25 protein-coding genes are annotated in these 17,885 nt (G+C 41.8%); 5 read left to right on the top strand and 20 right to left on the bottom strand.

Features of this window, described 5'->3' with window-relative positions; translation table 11 throughout:
- Positions 1-3: 3 nt before the first annotated feature.
- Positions 4-1,647 carry a S16 family serine protease gene (locus AACV12_RS12640; protein ID WP_094124516.1) on the bottom strand — a complete coding sequence of 548 codons (1,644 nt, stop codon included), beginning with the start codon at positions 1,645-1,647 and terminating at the stop codon, positions 4-6.
- Between the two features lie 164 nt (positions 1,648-1,811).
- On the opposite strand from AACV12_RS12640, the gene matP reads away from it, so the two are divergent.
- The 3 genes from matP (at position 1,812) to AACV12_RS12625 (ending at position 3,057) form a co-directional block, all read left to right on the top strand.
- Entirely contained in the window at positions 1,812-2,261 is a 450-nt protein-coding gene (gene matP / locus AACV12_RS12635) for a macrodomain Ter protein MatP (protein WP_026027109.1), read from the top strand.
- 14 nt (positions 2,262-2,275) lie between these two features.
- Positions 2,276-2,593, top strand: a complete 318-nt coding sequence (locus AACV12_RS12630) for a DUF3634 family protein (RefSeq protein ID WP_013856901.1) — start codon at positions 2,276-2,278, stop codon at positions 2,591-2,593.
- A gap of 128 nt (positions 2,594-2,721) precedes the next feature.
- A complete protein-coding gene (locus AACV12_RS12625; RefSeq protein WP_013856900.1) occupies positions 2,722-3,057 on the top strand; it encodes a hypothetical protein in 336 nt (111 codons plus the stop codon).
- A 534-nt stretch (positions 3,058-3,591) separates the two neighbouring features.
- On the opposite strand, the gene AACV12_RS12620 is transcribed toward AACV12_RS12625, so the two are convergent.
- From AACV12_RS12620 to AACV12_RS12580, 9 genes are all read right to left on the bottom strand, one after another.
- The gene (locus AACV12_RS12620) at positions 3,592-3,849 is read right to left on the bottom strand and encodes a hypothetical protein (protein WP_170900438.1); all 258 of its coding nucleotides are present in this window, start codon (positions 3,847-3,849) and stop codon (positions 3,592-3,594) included.
- A 105-nt stretch (positions 3,850-3,954) separates the two neighbouring features.
- Complete coding sequence (locus AACV12_RS12615; RefSeq protein WP_170900416.1) at positions 3,955-5,286, bottom strand: zonular occludens toxin domain-containing protein; 1,332 nt, start codon at positions 5,284-5,286, stop codon at positions 3,955-3,957.
- The gene (locus AACV12_RS12610; RefSeq protein WP_019281033.1) at positions 5,283-5,663 is read right to left on the bottom strand and encodes a DUF2523 family protein; all 381 of its coding nucleotides are present in this window, start codon (positions 5,661-5,663) and stop codon (positions 5,283-5,285) included. Before AACV12_RS12610 ends, AACV12_RS12615 begins: the two co-directional genes overlap by 4 nt.
- 68 nt (positions 5,664-5,731) lie before the next feature.
- Positions 5,732-7,189, bottom strand: a complete 1,458-nt coding sequence (locus AACV12_RS12605; RefSeq protein ID WP_170900415.1) for a virulence factor TspB C-terminal domain-related protein — start codon at positions 7,187-7,189, stop codon at positions 5,732-5,734.
- A 143-nt stretch (positions 7,190-7,332) separates the two neighbouring features.
- Positions 7,333-7,536, bottom strand: a complete 204-nt coding sequence (locus AACV12_RS12600) for a major capsid protein (protein ID WP_170900414.1) — start codon at positions 7,534-7,536, stop codon at positions 7,333-7,335.
- A gap of 4 nt (positions 7,537-7,540) precedes the next feature.
- Positions 7,541-7,762: a hypothetical protein gene (locus AACV12_RS12595; protein ID WP_019281030.1), complete on the bottom strand. Its 222-nt coding sequence runs from the start codon at positions 7,760-7,762 to the stop codon at positions 7,541-7,543.
- 19 nt (positions 7,763-7,781) lie between these two features.
- On the bottom strand, positions 7,782-8,063 hold the full coding sequence (locus tag AACV12_RS12590; protein ID WP_019281029.1) for a hypothetical protein: 282 nt from the start codon (positions 8,061-8,063) through the stop codon (positions 7,782-7,784).
- An 11-nt stretch (positions 8,064-8,074) separates the two neighbouring features.
- On the bottom strand, positions 8,075-9,631 hold the full coding sequence (locus AACV12_RS12585; protein ID WP_170900413.1) for a phage/plasmid replication protein, II/X family: 1,557 nt from the start codon (positions 9,629-9,631) through the stop codon (positions 8,075-8,077).
- 3 nt (positions 9,632-9,634) lie between these two features.
- On the bottom strand, positions 9,635-9,841 hold the full coding sequence (locus AACV12_RS12580; protein WP_170900412.1) for a hypothetical protein: 207 nt from the start codon (positions 9,839-9,841) through the stop codon (positions 9,635-9,637).
- Between the two features lie 158 nt (positions 9,842-9,999).
- Here AACV12_RS12580 and AACV12_RS12575 point away from each other — a divergent pair, with 158 nt between their 5' ends.
- Positions 10,000-10,182 (top strand): hypothetical protein, encoded by a 183-nt coding sequence (locus tag AACV12_RS12575; RefSeq protein ID WP_249371346.1) that lies wholly within the window; start codon positions 10,000-10,002, stop codon positions 10,180-10,182.
- Positions 10,183-10,680: 498 nt separating this feature from the next.
- Here the strand turns inward: AACV12_RS12575 and AACV12_RS12570 are convergent, their stop codons facing one another.
- From AACV12_RS12570 to AACV12_RS12530, 9 genes are all read right to left on the bottom strand, one after another.
- Positions 10,681-10,938, bottom strand: coding sequence for a hypothetical protein (locus tag AACV12_RS12570; protein ID WP_170900438.1), 258 nt, complete (start codon positions 10,936-10,938; stop codon positions 10,681-10,683).
- A 105-nt stretch (positions 10,939-11,043) separates the two neighbouring features.
- Complete coding sequence (locus AACV12_RS12565; RefSeq protein WP_170900416.1) at positions 11,044-12,375, bottom strand: zonular occludens toxin domain-containing protein; 1,332 nt, start codon at positions 12,373-12,375, stop codon at positions 11,044-11,046.
- Positions 12,372-12,752 carry a DUF2523 family protein gene (locus AACV12_RS12560; RefSeq protein ID WP_019281033.1) on the bottom strand — a complete coding sequence of 127 codons (381 nt, stop codon included), beginning with the start codon at positions 12,750-12,752 and terminating at the stop codon, positions 12,372-12,374. The genes AACV12_RS12565 and AACV12_RS12560 overlap by 4 nt, the downstream gene beginning before the upstream one ends.
- Positions 12,753-12,820: 68 nt before the next feature.
- Entirely contained in the window at positions 12,821-14,278 is a 1,458-nt protein-coding gene (locus AACV12_RS12555) for a virulence factor TspB C-terminal domain-related protein (RefSeq protein WP_170900415.1), read from the bottom strand.
- Positions 14,279-14,421: 143 nt separating this feature from the next.
- Positions 14,422-14,625 carry a major capsid protein gene (locus tag AACV12_RS12550; protein ID WP_170900414.1) on the bottom strand — a complete coding sequence of 68 codons (204 nt, stop codon included), beginning with the start codon at positions 14,623-14,625 and terminating at the stop codon, positions 14,422-14,424.
- A gap of 4 nt (positions 14,626-14,629) precedes the next feature.
- Positions 14,630-14,851, bottom strand: coding sequence for a hypothetical protein (locus AACV12_RS12545; RefSeq protein ID WP_019281030.1), 222 nt, complete (start codon positions 14,849-14,851; stop codon positions 14,630-14,632).
- A gap of 19 nt (positions 14,852-14,870) precedes the next feature.
- Complete coding sequence (locus tag AACV12_RS12540; protein ID WP_019281029.1) at positions 14,871-15,152, bottom strand: hypothetical protein; 282 nt, start codon at positions 15,150-15,152, stop codon at positions 14,871-14,873.
- 11 nt (positions 15,153-15,163) lie between these two features.
- Entirely contained in the window at positions 15,164-16,720 is a 1,557-nt protein-coding gene (locus tag AACV12_RS12535; RefSeq protein ID WP_170900413.1) for a phage/plasmid replication protein, II/X family, read from the bottom strand.
- 3 nt (positions 16,721-16,723) lie between these two features.
- Complete coding sequence (locus AACV12_RS12530) at positions 16,724-16,930, bottom strand: hypothetical protein (RefSeq protein ID WP_170900412.1); 207 nt, start codon at positions 16,928-16,930, stop codon at positions 16,724-16,726.
- Between the two features lie 158 nt (positions 16,931-17,088).
- Between AACV12_RS12530 and AACV12_RS12525 the strand changes: the two genes are divergently transcribed.
- On the top strand, positions 17,089-17,271 hold the full coding sequence (locus tag AACV12_RS12525; RefSeq protein WP_249371346.1) for a hypothetical protein: 183 nt from the start codon (positions 17,089-17,091) through the stop codon (positions 17,269-17,271).
- Between the two features lie 259 nt (positions 17,272-17,530).
- On the opposite strand, the gene AACV12_RS12520 is transcribed toward AACV12_RS12525, so the two are convergent.
- Positions 17,531-17,872 carry a hypothetical protein gene (locus tag AACV12_RS12520; RefSeq protein WP_013856898.1) on the bottom strand — a complete coding sequence of 114 codons (342 nt, stop codon included), beginning with the start codon at positions 17,870-17,872 and terminating at the stop codon, positions 17,531-17,533.
- Between the last annotated feature and the right edge of the window lie 13 nt (positions 17,873-17,885).

Raw genomic sequence — 17,885 nt, 5'->3', positions numbered from 1 at the left:
GTGCTACACAAACCAGTTTTTAATGCGCTCTGCAATACTGTGTGATTGGTCATGCCTTTCAAAGTTTTCAATACGTTGAGCAATTTTATTAATGATGCTTTCTTCGTCATCGCCTCTGAATGACGCACCCATAAGGATCGGTACGGCTTCATCAACTGTAGCGACTGGCCAAATATGAAATTCATCATTTTTAATGCTATTGACTACATCTTTATGAAGCGCAAGATGTTTTAGATTTGTTTTTGGTAGAATGACGCCTTGTCCACCCGTGAATCCCTGATGCTTACACACATGGTAGAAGCCTTCAATTTTTTCGTTTAGCCCGCCAACAGCTTGAACTCGCCCGAATTGATCAACCGCACCTGTCACAGCGATTTGTTGGTTAATGGGATGTTCAGATAAAGCGCTTACTAAAGAACATAACTCGGCTAGTGATGCACTGTCGCCATCCACTTCGCTGTATGATTGTTCGAAGACAACCGAAGCAGAATAGGGAAGCGGTGCGTCAAGGTTCATTGAACTGCTTACAAAGGCTTGCATTATCATCATGCCTTTTGCATGCAAATTACCACCGAGCTCGGCTTTGCGTTCGACATCGGTAATATCACCGTCACCAAAGTGCACAACGCATGAGATACGAGCTGGTTCACCATAGGAAAGAGGATGGCCAGCAACATCGATCACTGTTAATCCATTGACTTGGCCGACTTGTTCGCCTTGAGTTTCGATAATTACCTGCCCATCAAGTATATCGTCGAGTGCTCGTTGCTGCAGATAAGACTCTCGATAATAGCGTTTGTCTAAGGCACTTTCGATATGAGATTTAGTAATCGGATACTGATTTGACTCTAAGGCCGCTTCTTCTATGAGTGTTCTGTGCCATATTACACATAACGGTGTGTAATGTTGATCTTCCGTGAAACGGGCACCTGCGGTCATAAGAGCAGGAATGGCATCTTCAGTCAGTGTAGGGAGTTGGTATTCTTCAGATATCCAACGCAAATAAGCGAGGTAGGTCAATATCGATTGTTCATCAATTTTCAGGTCCAACTCTAATTCGGTGTAGAAACAAAAGCTTGAGCGGACGTCTGCATCCAAATAGTCGACATCGGCTAACTGGTTCCTATCACCTAAAATGATCAGTTTGACCTCATATTTTTTAGAGATTGGTGAGGGGTGTGGTGATTTAGCATCACAATTAATGGGGCTTACATCTTCGCCTAATACTGCCGCTTTTAATAATGGCCACATTTTAGGATTAGCCAGCAGCATATTAGCGGAGATCAGAAGATAACCACCATTGGCTTTATCCAATAAGCCAGGAATTTCGCTGGTGATAAGCCCATTTTCAGCGCGGTATTGGCCAAAGATAGTCCCCATATCGAGGGACTCCGTACAAATAACGTGCGAGTTTGGCTTTATTACTTGAAGTTTTTGACTGACTAATTGACGATAGATTGAGTTATCTGGCGCGTTGATCAACATCACTCGTGTAAAACCTTTCAATTGAACAAACTGCTGAATAGCGGTTGCTAGTCTGGGCTGTGTGTCGAGTAATGTTACCGGAGATAGACTAGGGTACTGAGCTAGTTGCGAGTGGAATTGATCATACTGAGGTGTGACTGAACGCCAAATATTTTGAGTCATTGAAATCTAGTGTTTATTAAAAGAAGCCAGATTATATAGAAAAATAGCAATGTCTAACAGCTCCATTATTATGCTTGATCTTGTTCGCTTTTTTGAATCCAAAAATTGAACTCTGAACAATGGTGGGTTACGCTGTCACCCTAACTTGGCATGGATTTTACGTTATGAAATATCAACAGCTTGAAAATTTGGAATCGGGTTGGAAGTGGCAATACTTAATTAATAAGTGGAAAGATGGCGAAACAATCACTCGTTATGTAGACAAAAGCGAAGCTCTAGCTGCAATTGAACAGTTAAAAAAAATAGAGCATGAACCCAATCTGGTTCTTGGGTGGATTGATCAGCACATGTCACTTGAGCTGAGTAATAAACTCAAGCAAGCAATTAGAGCCAAACGCAAACGCCACTTTAATGCCGAGCAACTACACACCAGAAAGAAATCTATCGATCTCGATTATCGAGTGTGGGAAAAACTATCATATCGAGCCAATGAGCTTGGTTGCACTTTGTCTGACGCGATTGAATACCTGTTAAGTGAAGCATCTCGTAGCGAAAAAGCGAGTAGAACCGTCTCAAGTTTAAAAGAAGATTTAAGTAAATTACTGTCTGAATAAGAAAGGAGATAAAAATGTTGTATGTCATTCTGGCTGCTGCTGCAGTTATCTTTTGGTTAGTCGCTGTTGATCGGCCTATATTGAGAGTTAAATTCAAAGATGGTGTCGTAGCACAAGTTAAAGGTCATTTCCCTCCAAGTTTTAAACATAATGTGACTGAGATTGCTGAAAAGACAGACTTGAGCGGCGAACTAAAAGTTTACCAGCAGAGAACGGGTGTTAAGTTGGTTTTTTCTAAAGACGTACCTAAAAAAATTCAACAGCGTATTCGCAATGTTTTTCCTCATCAGGGATTTCATACAAAAGAGCAACGAACCAAGAAGTCACATTGAGTCTGCCATTCTTAAGTTACAGATTGTTTTCATTAAAAAACGAACATCGTCGAAACGATTAACTTTACACATCGTCCATTTATAACTTGCTGATATCATGATGGAAATCTCTGTAAAGGTTCTCGACGATGAAAAAAATCTGTGTAGTTATCATTTCGTTAGTGATAGTAGTTTTCTGTTCAAAGGGTTATGCCGACGATTCAGAAAGTAATCCTGTCGCGAAATCAATAAAACAGCAAACGCTTAAAGCTCTTAAAAAATATAGATCTAAGCTTGATGGATATTGTGACGTGATGATCGAAATGAAGCATGTTCAAAGTTATGCAGAAATTGTAGGCGTTGGGACAAACGGTGATTACCAAATCTGCGCGAAAGCAAAATCTAAAATTAAGATAGGCAAAAAATTTAAATATAAAGTTCCAGAGAAATACATACGGATACAAATCAATGCAGCAGAGTTATGAGTAAGGTGTGATTTCACTGTGAAATGAAAATTTGGATGTATGGTTTCAATTGCTATGATGGTTTACAAATCAAAGTGCGCATTATGTGGATGGAATTATGTTGAGGGTTTGCCTCTGGCCTAGGAACGCGCAAAGGGTGGGCGGTGTGAATTGCTCAATGTCGCACCCAAGTGCGTACATGCTATGAGAGAGAATCGCTTTGAAGTGATGAGCCCGTAACATAATTGCCATAATGCGTTAGCCAGCAAGCCTATCGAAAAATTCAGCTTTATAGCACAAATCCCACCACCCCAAAAGATGATCCTAACCCCCTGCAAGATCCAAAAAGTATCAAAATGGAACCATAAGCCGCTGTTAGAGATAGCGGCTTTTCACTAAGTCGCTTCGCTCTGTATACAGTGACCGTAGAAGTGGTCTAAATCTGAGAAATTACGCTTCCTCCTTCTCGACTAATCAAAGATTAGCTCGAAGTGCGGCGAGCGTTAGATATAAAAAAGGTATGTCATTTTTGACATACCTAAAGAGTAGGGTTTGTTATTCTGCGTGAAAAGTGCGGATTTGTTTAAGGGAATCTAAAGCGTCAAGAAAATCAGTTACAGCAGCACCGTTGCGATAAAGCTGCTGCGTAAGTTGCTTATTCTTATTTCGCTCTGAAAGATACAATTCTCGATACTTCAAAGCATCATAGCCGCCCTTAATCAATGCTTTACTCATTGTTGACGTGTTGGTCTGCTCCTTGAGAGCTGAAAGCATTTGTTCATGTTCCGTTGTGTCTCGAATTGTAATTGCCATCATTTTTCCTTTCTGCAGAAATTGCCTGGTTAAAATATGATAGCATAAATACCAATCGATTCCAGGAGCCGGTATCAACTTTGATAGCAAAATATAAAGTGAAAATTAGAACAACTTGATGTTAGGGGCGTATTGTTTACCAGTGTCAGAGCTGGCAAGGGCCGTGGAATCATCATCCTCAGATTCATCAACAGAATCAACAACCTCACGAATGTAGAAAGGGTTACAGGTAATCGGATGAGTCACATCACCAATACGAATATTAGCCAAGCAAGGGGCAAGCGGTTCAATATTCAGGCCGACAGAATCAGGATAGAAAACAGCATTATCTGAACTACGAACAAACGAATAGTGATAAGCCTTGTCATTCATCGTGGTTTCAACAACAACCCCAGAAATATAGACATCAGTAAGTAACTCAGAAACATAAAAAGTCAAAGGGTCGGTTGTTTCGGTGGCCGGAGAAGTGGAAGGAACAACCGCAGGAACTGGAGAGGGTGTAGGCGTTGGTTCGTCAGATGGAAAAAGAGTACTAGAGAGTGAATAAAGGGAGTAAGCAATCATCAAAATACAGAAGATCGCAACAAAGCCCATGACAGGGAATTTAAATTTATGAGTATGAATTTCAGCAGACCAGTAAACACCGTAAAAGCGTTTATCACGCTTAATCGGTTTTTTAGTCGATGCTTTAGAGTCGTGATAGTCGTTAGGGTCAAAGCATTTAGGAGCTTCTTTTCTAACAACACGTTCACCACCAAGAGGGTTGAAATAGTGAACATGGCAACCCACTAATTTACGAATATTAACATCACATAGAGTTCTATCTTGAGTAACAAAATGGATGTCATAACCACCGTGGCGATGAGTTTCGAGCTGAGAAATAGCATGAGGAACACGAGAGCCAGTAGCTCGAGGAGGATAAAATTGCTGACACTCATCAATCAAAATAACCGAACGTTTGGGGAGATTCATCCACTCGTTAGGGTCAGGAAAATGAGTAAAGTGCAAATTGAGTGGTTTAACTAAATCAAACTTATCAAGCGGAGAATCCCCACAAGCAGATAAAATATCGTGAAGTTTGGTCAGTTTCTTTTTCGAGTAAACACGTTCAACCCAATACAACCAAGTAGTGAAATGATCGTGAGATTCAAACTGAGGAAGTAGCCAAGGCACATCATCAAGTGTAATAAACTCACCATCATCATGAATAGGCATCATGATTTTAATGAGTTTACGTTTCATGGCCTTGTCAGTTAAACGCGGGAAATACCAACCGTAAAACCAACCAGAAAACGAACAAGCAACAGCAATATCAAGCATAAACAGTTTGATATTCGTGTAGTAATAACGACGAGCAGCATCATGAGAAACAATGATTTCTTTCAAAGAGTTCAGTGTTTTAGATGCACCCGGCAAGCCAGTTCGTAAAAAAATCATCCTTCCATTCCTCCTGTTTTCTGACCGGGTTTCCACCAACCTTGACGCATAGCAATACCTTCACGAACACCTTTAAGGGCCATGAGAAAAGCACCAGTTGAAATCAAAAGATTCAGCGCTTTATCAGCCCACATATAACCAAGCAATTGGACGATATCAGCACCAAATGAACCCAATTCATTAAGCTCATTGAGAGACTCAACAGCCGTACCGATAAGGCGACCAGTTAACAAATTGAAGCCCGAAAATATGACAACCCCGAAACCAGCCGAAACAAGAAAGTTAGAGGCTGAAGCACCAAAAGCACCAATAATCCAAGGGAGTGCAGAACGCAGCCATATGAAAACTGAACCGAGAGCTTGAAAGAGATATCCCATAAAATCACCATAGAGTTATTGAAGCAAAGCACGGCGCCTGCGCTTCTCCCGTCCTTTGCTTCATTCAATTACATAAATTTAGCAATCATAAAAAACGAACCTAAGGCCGCAGAAGCCATAAGGAACGCACGAAAAACCAAAGCCAAAGTACAGAACGGTTGATAGTCGATAGTTAGACGAGTAATACCGAGGTCGTAGGTTCGGGGTTGTGGACAGCCGGAACTAAAACTAAAGCCGTTAGATTTATCGTAAGCTTCTAAAGCCTCATCAACAGAGCCGTTAGCATCGGTAAAGACCTTTTTAAACGCTCCATTCTCATCAACCGACTCTTGAGTAATGCGCTGTAACTCATCGGTAACAGCCCCAGTTTCTTGATTGAAAATAGGAATGCGGGCGAGTTCGCCACACTTAGCATCCCAATTCATGCGAGCAAGGTAACAACTGGCCGCATTGCCCGTACAATGAAATGAATTGCAACCAGACTCATTAAGTTCACCTGTTAATTTATCCCCTAGGCCATTGATGCCAGCACTCACAGAATCGAGAGAGTCTTTAAGCTGTGTCGTTTGAGAATTAATAGCACCAACAGTTTTAGAAGTGCCCTCAGTAATTGCGCCCGTGGTTTGAAGTTGCAAAAGCTTGTTAGCTTGGTGAATTAAATAGTCCTGATTGGTTTGCTCAACAATCGACTGACCAATAGCATCAAGCTTTGAGTTCGAGTGATTAAGGGCATCAAGTGTTGAAGAAAAACCCGCATTTAAATCAGTATTGAGAGAGGTGGCCGCCTGATTGTTGTCACGGTTTAAATTACGCAAAGCCTCAAGAACGGCGGTATCCGTTGTGTCGTTAGGAGCAACTTCATCAGGTTCAGGTTTGTCAAAATCTGGCGGTGTTGGATTAACTGGGTCAGGGTTGCTAGGGTTAAAGCCACCGTTTGGAGGATTAATCGGAGACGTAGGATCTTTAGGTTTAGCGATACCCTGAACACAAGAGAGAGAGTAATTTTCTCTATCAGTACAAGTAAAATTAACATCAGTGAAGAAGTCAGGATATTTAAGGGCACAACTATTTACTTCAGCCGCAACAAGTTCAGAAAAGTCAGTGTCGCAAAAATCGTCTTCAGGGCTAAGAACGCACATACCGACTTCATCACGAATATAGCCGGGGGGGCAAGGTGGTATATCCTCACAAACACCAGTGATAGGATTTATCTGTTGATTTTCAGGACATAATTTAGAGGATAAGCGAAAAGACATAACATTATCCCAAGAACTACCAGAGCCAAAAGCTCTAATACCAAAATTACCACCACCAGAATCATACTGAACAAGACGAGAAATAGTACCAGCATAACGAGTAGTTTTACCGATATAACAATCAGCAGCAGCAGCAGTAGCAACTTGACCAATAGTAAAATTACAACCGACACCCTTATAGAAATCAGTAATTTCATAAGTTGCAGCAGAAGCACTAAAAGAAACACCGAAGAGTAAGAAAAGAAGTGCGAGGTTTTTTTTAATGCTCATAGAGTGAACCCTAGTTAGAAAAGTCGACGAGCCGCATCCCAGATAACCAAAAGAACGAAGCCCCAAATAAGATCGTCAGGTGTTAAATACAGTGGCATGAGAACCCCCAAAGAGGGGGACGAATCCCCCAAGAAAACGAGTAATTAGCCGAAAATTGCACCTTTGACCCATTTGTAAACGACCGCAAGACCTGCCAAGCCGATGAGAGCATTACCGACTTCACCAATGGCCTTGCCGCCATCGGTGGTAATTGCAGTGGTCGCAGCCGAAGTATCAACAGCCGCAAAAACAGGAAGTGAAGCAACAGAAGCAACAGCAACAGTGGCAACTAACGTTGTGATTTTCATAGTATTAACTCCTAAAACCGAGTACACGAAGAATGGTATTGATAACAAAAACCAAGCCATACAAGCCGATAGCCGCACTAAGCAAAGCAAAGACCACTTGAGGCGTTAAAAACGCTTCAGGGTTAGCAAAGTCAGATTGTTCTAGAAGCGTAATAGCTTGGCACTTTTCACCGGGAGCGAGCGAAATCACTTTGAGCGTATCGTTAAGAACTTGAGCACAAATCATTTAGCTAGCCCCCAGAGAATTAGGAAAGAAGACCAAAGCACATGTTACGGCTAGGGTCTTCAGGATTCGGATTCACTTTTAGTTCAACCTCTTCACCAACATCAATGCCAGCGAACTCAGCAATACATTGGTTAGCAAGAGTTAAGGTTTTCACGTCAAAGCCGTGACCAACCTGTTGGAATTTTTCAGTATCAACTTGGCGAAGTGGTACAACGTAAGCAACTTCAGCGAAGTCATAAGGACGGCCAGATGTTTTAGAAATACCTGAGCGACGGTAAGCGGCAAAAAATTTAACTTTCATGTTGGATTCCTTTATAGGTACATGGGTATAGATTTATGAGTAAGTGCGAGTGATTGCGCTACAAGGTTATGCCTGAACGGATCATGTTCATGGCGTTTTAGCGTTATCTCACCATCCGGCCAGATAACAAGAGAGAGAGATTCCCGAGGGCAAACGGGAACGGGTTTAAAGTCCAAAAGGCTATCGAGCAATGGCGAATCAACATCAAGCTGAAGCATGTTAGCGACTTGCTCAGTAGGACTTTGAGCAAGACCGACCGTGTGTGAAAGTCGGTGGCTAATGCCAAACTTGTTGGCCAAATAGTTAGGTTCGTTCGCGTAAGGGGACTTTGGCTCAACGTATGAAGCAGGGCGCTGATTATCGAAGTCAAATTTAATGATTTGAGAAAGTGGCATACGTTCACCTTTGTCTAAGTTCTGTAGGTCGCTTTTGGATAGACCGATAGCTTTAAGTTCGTTAAGGTTTCTAGATAATGTGGCTTTGGGTGTGTGTGCTTTGATTTCGTTGTAGCCCCTGTCACACAGAGACATATAGAAGCGAAAAATACGGTCAGCCGTGGCGTAACTGACTTTGCCCGTCTTAGTGGTTGTGGCGTAATAAGTACGAAGCAACTGTTTGATTTTTATATCGTTGTAAAACTCAAGCTCTGTCCCTTCAATGCACTCGAGCATGTCGCGGAACATGTCTTTAAATAGCCATTCACAAAACGGATAGCCATTAATCGACTCGAATGTTTCAGCGTGACGGATAACATGCCAAATGCCCGCGCTATCATTACAAATACGTTTGATGTAACGCTTTTTACCACGGCCTTCAAAACGAAGACGGTTAGCGGTGAAGTCTTGAAGTTCATGAGTAGACAACTCATTAATGACCCGTTGAAAACGACCCGTATGATCACGTTTAGCTGAACGTCTAAGCTCAGAAAGTTGATGGTTTAGCTCATCCTCTTTGGAGTAAATGACCAGAGTTTTAGCACGGCCAACGTCACTGTTTTGTTTAGTGCCGCGAGAGAAATAAACAGTGGTCTGAAAATCGGATTTGTTCGATGGACGGAGATATTTATGCGAGATGTTAGAAAAAGACTCGATGGCCTGACGAAGCAAATCACGGCTAGGCATTTGGATTGAGTAAGTCGAGTCAATACGGGAAAACTCAGCGTTTGGAAAGTCGAGTGCGTCAAAGAGCTGAGGGTTCGCATCTTCAATAGATTTCAAAAGAAATTCAGTGCAGGTTCGTAAGTTGTCGGAGCCATAAACGTTATGGCCCTGCATGACTTTAGCTGGTGATGCTTTGATACGAACGTATCCCCAAACAACGTTAGAAAGTGGGCAAGCATCGAAAACTTTAACCGCTATGTTGGTGTAAGAGCTTGGCATAGTCGCCCAAGGACAATACAAGTTGTGGAGCTCTTTAGTCTGCCCGTCAATATCAAACTCAACATCACCAGAAGCGACCTTATAGCCAGTCAAACTGGATAGCTTTCTAAAATTCACATAGCCGCAGTTATCCGACACATCAACGTAATCAGATTTAAGTGGAATGGTGATTTCTAGAAAGTCATACATAGGCTAGCACTCAAGAACATAAGTGAGTTGAGCCAATGGAAAAGATTTCTGAACAACTTCAAGCGCTTTTTTAGCGTCAGAATCCGAAAAAGGAACAGCTTTAGACAGGTCATCGGTCGTGACCAGGGAGGAGGAACTATCGTCTAAAGCTGTGAAACCTGCAACGTAACGAGGCAAGCAACCCGATGTTACTTGAACAAGAATAGCCATATAAACAAACCTAACTGACGAAAATGAGTAAACATGTACACATTTATATTTGAATATTTTAACGCAGAATAGCAAATGGTGTTCATGTGTACAAGGTGCACATGGCTATGTTTGTCACAAAACACTAAACTACAAGTGCATTATGTAGAGGAATGAACATGGCATACAAAACACTTAGAGTAAGAGAATCAGACCAAATAAAACTCGAAAGAGCAGCGATAGAAATTAGCTTTAAGACTGGGAAGCAAGTGCAGTGGACAGATGTGGCAAGATACATGTTCGAGAACATGCTGACAGATGCAAAACACGGAATGATTCAAGAATCGAAAAAAAATCAATAAAGGCCCAACTGGGCCGTTGTTGTTATGACCGAACCCAAGTACGCATTATGTGGATGGAATTATGTTGAGGGTTTGCCTCTGGCCTAGGAACGCGCAAAGGGTGGGCGGTGTGAATTGCTCAATGTCGCACCCAAGTGCGTACATGCTATGAGAGAGAATCGCTTTGAAGTGATGAGCCCGTAACATAATTGCCATAATGCGTTAGCCAGCAAGCCTATCGAAAAATTCAGCTTTATAGCACAAATCCCACCACCCCAAAAGATGATCCTAACCCCCTGCAAGATCCAAAAAGTATCAAAATGGAACCATAAGCCGCTGTTAGAGATAGCGGCTTTTCACTAAGTCGCTTCGCTCTGTATACAGTGACCGTAGAAGTGGTCTAAATCTGAGAAATTACGCTTCCTCCTTCTCGACTAATCAAAGATTAGCTCGAAGTGCGGCGAGCGTTAGATATAAAAAAGGTATGTCATTTTTGACATACCTAAAGAGTAGGGTTTGTTATTCTGCGTGAAAAGTGCGGATTTGTTTAAGGGAATCTAAAGCGTCAAGAAAATCAGTTACAGCAGCACCGTTGCGATAAAGCTGCTGCGTAAGTTGCTTATTCTTATTTCGCTCTGAAAGATACAATTCTCGATACTTCAAAGCATCATAGCCGCCCTTAATCAATGCTTTACTCATTGTTGACGTGTTGGTCTGCTCCTTGAGAGCTGAAAGCATTTGTTCATGTTCCGTTGTGTCTCGAATTGTAATTGCCATCATTTTTCCTTTCTGCAGAAATTGCCTGGTTAAAATATGATAGCATAAATACCAATCGATTCCAGGAGCCGGTATCAACTTTGATAGCAAAATATAAAGTGAAAATTAGAACAACTTGATGTTAGGGGCGTATTGTTTACCAGTGTCAGAGCTGGCAAGGGCCGTGGAATCATCATCCTCAGATTCATCAACAGAATCAACAACCTCACGAATGTAGAAAGGGTTACAGGTAATCGGATGAGTCACATCACCAATACGAATATTAGCCAAGCAAGGGGCAAGCGGTTCAATATTCAGGCCGACAGAATCAGGATAGAAAACAGCATTATCTGAACTACGAACAAACGAATAGTGATAAGCCTTGTCATTCATCGTGGTTTCAACAACAACCCCAGAAATATAGACATCAGTAAGTAACTCAGAAACATAAAAAGTCAAAGGGTCGGTTGTTTCGGTGGCCGGAGAAGTGGAAGGAACAACCGCAGGAACTGGAGAGGGTGTAGGCGTTGGTTCGTCAGATGGAAAAAGAGTACTAGAGAGTGAATAAAGGGAGTAAGCAATCATCAAAATACAGAAGATCGCAACAAAGCCCATGACAGGGAATTTAAATTTATGAGTATGAATTTCAGCAGACCAGTAAACACCGTAAAAGCGTTTATCACGCTTAATCGGTTTTTTAGTCGATGCTTTAGAGTCGTGATAGTCGTTAGGGTCAAAGCATTTAGGAGCTTCTTTTCTAACAACACGTTCACCACCAAGAGGGTTGAAATAGTGAACATGGCAACCCACTAATTTACGAATATTAACATCACATAGAGTTCTATCTTGAGTAACAAAATGGATGTCATAACCACCGTGGCGATGAGTTTCGAGCTGAGAAATAGCATGAGGAACACGAGAGCCAGTAGCTCGAGGAGGATAAAATTGCTGACACTCATCAATCAAAATAACCGAACGTTTGGGGAGATTCATCCACTCGTTAGGGTCAGGAAAATGAGTAAAGTGCAAATTGAGTGGTTTAACTAAATCAAACTTATCAAGCGGAGAATCCCCACAAGCAGATAAAATATCGTGAAGTTTGGTCAGTTTCTTTTTCGAGTAAACACGTTCAACCCAATACAACCAAGTAGTGAAATGATCGTGAGATTCAAACTGAGGAAGTAGCCAAGGCACATCATCAAGTGTAATAAACTCACCATCATCATGAATAGGCATCATGATTTTAATGAGTTTACGTTTCATGGCCTTGTCAGTTAAACGCGGGAAATACCAACCGTAAAACCAACCAGAAAACGAACAAGCAACAGCAATATCAAGCATAAACAGTTTGATATTCGTGTAGTAATAACGACGAGCAGCATCATGAGAAACAATGATTTCTTTCAAAGAGTTCAGTGTTTTAGATGCACCCGGCAAGCCAGTTCGTAAAAAAATCATCCTTCCATTCCTCCTGTTTTCTGACCGGGTTTCCACCAACCTTGACGCATAGCAATACCTTCACGAACACCTTTAAGGGCCATGAGAAAAGCACCAGTTGAAATCAAAAGATTCAGCGCTTTATCAGCCCACATATAACCAAGCAATTGGACGATATCAGCACCAAATGAACCCAATTCATTAAGCTCATTGAGAGACTCAACAGCCGTACCGATAAGGCGACCAGTTAACAAATTGAAGCCCGAAAATATGACAACCCCGAAACCAGCCGAAACAAGAAAGTTAGAGGCTGAAGCACCAAAAGCACCAATAATCCAAGGGAGTGCAGAACGCAGCCATATGAAAACTGAACCGAGAGCTTGAAAGAGATATCCCATAAAATCACCATAGAGTTATTGAAGCAAAGCACGGCGCCTGCGCTTCTCCCGTCCTTTGCTTCATTCAATTACATAAATTTAGCAATCATAAAAAACGAACCTAAGGCCGCAGAAGCCATAAGGAACGCACGAAAAACCAAAGCCAAAGTACAGAACGGTTGATAGTCGATAGTTAGACGAGTAATACCGAGGTCGTAGGTTCGGGGTTGTGGACAGCCGGAACTAAAACTAAAGCCGTTAGATTTATCGTAAGCTTCTAAAGCCTCATCAACAGAGCCGTTAGCATCGGTAAAGACCTTTTTAAACGCTCCATTCTCATCAACCGACTCTTGAGTAATGCGCTGTAACTCATCGGTAACAGCCCCAGTTTCTTGATTGAAAATAGGAATGCGGGCGAGTTCGCCACACTTAGCATCCCAATTCATGCGAGCAAGGTAACAACTGGCCGCATTGCCCGTACAATGAAATGAATTGCAACCAGACTCATTAAGTTCACCTGTTAATTTATCCCCTAGGCCATTGATGCCAGCACTCACAGAATCGAGAGAGTCTTTAAGCTGTGTCGTTTGAGAATTAATAGCACCAACAGTTTTAGAAGTGCCCTCAGTAATTGCGCCCGTGGTTTGAAGTTGCAAAAGCTTGTTAGCTTGGTGAATTAAATAGTCCTGATTGGTTTGCTCAACAATCGACTGACCAATAGCATCAAGCTTTGAGTTCGAGTGATTAAGGGCATCAAGTGTTGAAGAAAAACCCGCATTTAAATCAGTATTGAGAGAGGTGGCCGCCTGATTGTTGTCACGGTTTAAATTACGCAAAGCCTCAAGAACGGCGGTATCCGTTGTGTCGTTAGGAGCAACTTCATCAGGTTCAGGTTTGTCAAAATCTGGCGGTGTTGGATTAACTGGGTCAGGGTTGCTAGGGTTAAAGCCACCGTTTGGAGGATTAATCGGAGACGTAGGATCTTTAGGTTTAGCGATACCCTGAACACAAGAGAGAGAGTAATTTTCTCTATCAGTACAAGTAAAATTAACATCAGTGAAGAAGTCAGGATATTTAAGGGCACAACTATTTACTTCAGCCGCAACAAGTTCAGAAAAGTCAGTGTCGCAAAAATCGTCTTCAGGGCTAAGAACGCACATACCGACTTCATCACGAATATAGCCGGGGGGGCAAGGTGGTATATCCTCACAAACACCAGTGATAGGATTTATCTGTTGATTTTCAGGACATAATTTAGAGGATAAGCGAAAAGACATAACATTATCCCAAGAACTACCAGAGCCAAAAGCTCTAATACCAAAATTACCACCACCAGAATCATACTGAACAAGACGAGAAATAGTACCAGCATAACGAGTAGTTTTACCGATATAACAATCAGCAGCAGCAGCAGTAGCAACTTGACCAATAGTAAAATTACAACCGACACCCTTATAGAAATCAGTAATTTCATAAGTTGCAGCAGAAGCACTAAAAGAAACACCGAAGAGTAAGAAAAGAAGTGCGAGGTTTTTTTTAATGCTCATAGAGTGAACCCTAGTTAGAAAAGTCGACGAGCCGCATCCCAGATAACCAAAAGAACGAAGCCCCAAATAAGATCGTCAGGTGTTAAATACAGTGGCATGAGAACCCCCAAAGAGGGGGACGAATCCCCCAAGAAAACGAGTAATTAGCCGAAAATTGCACCTTTGACCCATTTGTAAACGACCGCAAGACCTGCCAAGCCGATGAGAGCATTACCGACTTCACCAATGGCCTTGCCGCCATCGGTGGTAATTGCAGTGGTCGCAGCCGAAGTATCAACAGCCGCAAAAACAGGAAGTGAAGCAACAGAAGCAACAGCAACAGTGGCAACTAACGTTGTGATTTTCATAGTATTAACTCCTAAAACCGAGTACACGAAGAATGGTATTGATAACAAAAACCAAGCCATACAAGCCGATAGCCGCACTAAGCAAAGCAAAGACCACTTGAGGCGTTAAAAACGCTTCAGGGTTAGCAAAGTCAGATTGTTCTAGAAGCGTAATAGCTTGGCACTTTTCACCGGGAGCGAGCGAAATCACTTTGAGCGTATCGTTAAGAACTTGAGCACAAATCATTTAGCTAGCCCCCAGAGAATTAGGAAAGAAGACCAAAGCACATGTTACGGCTAGGGTCTTCAGGATTCGGATTCACTTTTAGTTCAACCTCTTCACCAACATCAATGCCAGCGAACTCAGCAATACATTGGTTAGCAAGAGTTAAGGTTTTCACGTCAAAGCCGTGACCAACCTGTTGGAATTTTTCAGTATCAACTTGGCGAAGTGGTACAACGTAAGCAACTTCAGCGAAGTCATAAGGACGGCCAGATGTTTTAGAAATACCTGAGCGACGGTAAGCGGCAAAAAATTTAACTTTCATGTTGGATTCCTTTATAGGTACATGGGTATAGATTTATGAGTAAGTGCGAGTGATTGCGCTACAAGGTTATGCCTGAACGGATCATGTTCATGGCGTTTTAGCGTTATCTCACCATCCGGCCAGATAACAAGAGAGAGAGATTCCCGAGGGCAAACGGGAACGGGTTTAAAGTCCAAAAGGCTATCGAGCAATGGCGAATCAACATCAAGCTGAAGCATGTTAGCGACTTGCTCAGTAGGACTTTGAGCAAGACCGACCGTGTGTGAAAGTCGGTGGCTAATGCCAAACTTGTTGGCCAAATAGTTAGGTTCGTTCGCGTAAGGGGACTTTGGCTCAACGTATGAAGCAGGGCGCTGATTATCGAAGTCAAATTTAATGATTTGAGAAAGTGGCATACGTTCACCTTTGTCTAAGTTCTGTAGGTCGCTTTTGGATAGACCGATAGCTTTAAGTTCGTTAAGGTTTCTAGATAATGTGGCTTTGGGTGTGTGTGCTTTGATTTCGTTGTAGCCCCTGTCACACAGAGACATATAGAAGCGAAAAATACGGTCAGCCGTGGCGTAACTGACTTTGCCCGTCTTAGTGGTTGTGGCGTAATAAGTACGAAGCAACTGTTTGATTTTTATATCGTTGTAAAACTCAAGCTCTGTCCCTTCAATGCACTCGAGCATGTCGCGGAACATGTCTTTAAATAGCCATTCACAAAACGGATAGCCATTAATCGACTCGAATGTTTCAGCGTGACGGATAACATGCCAAATGCCCGCGCTATCATTACAAATACGTTTGATGTAACGCTTTTTACCACGGCCTTCAAAACGAAGACGGTTAGCGGTGAAGTCTTGAAGTTCATGAGTAGACAACTCATTAATGACCCGTTGAAAACGACCCGTATGATCACGTTTAGCTGAACGTCTAAGCTCAGAAAGTTGATGGTTTAGCTCATCCTCTTTGGAGTAAATGACCAGAGTTTTAGCACGGCCAACGTCACTGTTTTGTTTAGTGCCGCGAGAGAAATAAACAGTGGTCTGAAAATCGGATTTGTTCGATGGACGGAGATATTTATGCGAGATGTTAGAAAAAGACTCGATGGCCTGACGAAGCAAATCACGGCTAGGCATTTGGATTGAGTAAGTCGAGTCAATACGGGAAAACTCAGCGTTTGGAAAGTCGAGTGCGTCAAAGAGCTGAGGGTTCGCATCTTCAATAGATTTCAAAAGAAATTCAGTGCAGGTTCGTAAGTTGTCGGAGCCATAAACGTTATGGCCCTGCATGACTTTAGCTGGTGATGCTTTGATACGAACGTATCCCCAAACAACGTTAGAAAGTGGGCAAGCATCGAAAACTTTAACCGCTATGTTGGTGTAAGAGCTTGGCATAGTCGCCCAAGGACAATACAAGTTGTGGAGCTCTTTAGTCTGCCCGTCAATATCAAACTCAACATCACCAGAAGCGACCTTATAGCCAGTCAAACTGGATAGCTTTCTAAAATTCACATAGCCGCAGTTATCCGACACATCAACGTAATCAGATTTAAGTGGAATGGTGATTTCTAGAAAGTCATACATAGGCTAGCACTCAAGAACATAAGTGAGTTGAGCCAATGGAAAAGATTTCTGAACAACTTCAAGCGCTTTTTTAGCGTCAGAATCCGAAAAAGGAACAGCTTTAGACAGGTCATCGGTCGTGACCAGGGAGGAGGAACTATCGTCTAAAGCTGTGAAACCTGCAACGTAACGAGGCAAGCAACCCGATGTTACTTGAACAAGAATAGCCATATAAACAAACCTAACTGACGAAAATGAGTAAACATGTACACATTTATATTTGAATATTTTAACGCAGAATAGCAAATGGTGTTCATGTGTACAAGGTGCACATGGCTATGTTTGTCACAAAACACTAAACTACAAGTGCATTATGTAGAGGAATGAACATGGCATACAAAACACTTAGAGTAAGAGAATCAGACCAAATAAAACTCGAAAGAGCAGCGATAGAAATTAGCTTTAAGACTGGGAAGCAAGTGCAGTGGACAGATGTGGCAAGATACATGTTCGAGAACATGCTGACAGATGCAAAACACGGAATGATTCAAGAATCGAAAAAAAATCAATAAAGGCCCAACTGGGCCGTTGTTGTTATGACCGAACCCAAGTACGCATTATGTATATTATGTTAAATTGCAAATGATCATATTTTAGTGTACGAATATTTCCTTCCTCTTTTTCTATCTATCCTCATGACATTAAACATAATCAGCATTTACCATAAAATACCTAATAACTAGTCTGATAATCGAAGATTTCATTCTAGTTATTATTTATGCTGATCAATCCAAGAACCAGATTGGGTTCATGTTTTATTTTTGTAAGAGTTTATATCGAGGATCTTTTTCCAATTATCTTGAAAGTTATAGGTTTATTGGGTGAATTTGGTTGGATTATCCAGTGGTCGGAATGTTGAATAAGTGTTCCATTTGTATGTATTTCTAGTTCAGGAATTCGTGGCCCAATTATGTATTGATTTGGGTTTTTATCATCTTTAATCACTATAATTTCCTGTTCATTTACAAATACAGAACAATTTGGCGTTGGAGTGCAGCTCGTCATGTCGACGTTTTGATAAGAAAAAGTCCTCCAGAAAAAAGCGACCAAAAGAATGAGTAATGTGATTAGTATTTGAGCAAACCTGTGTTTTGTAAGCTTTTCTGAAGCCATGATGCTTCCTTCC

The organism is Vibrio sp. 2-2(8) (genome assembly GCF_963888495.1).
Taxonomy (GTDB): Bacteria; Pseudomonadota; Gammaproteobacteria; order Enterobacterales; family Vibrionaceae; genus Vibrio; species Vibrio anguillarum.
This window is presented reverse-complemented; position numbering and strand designations above follow the sequence as displayed.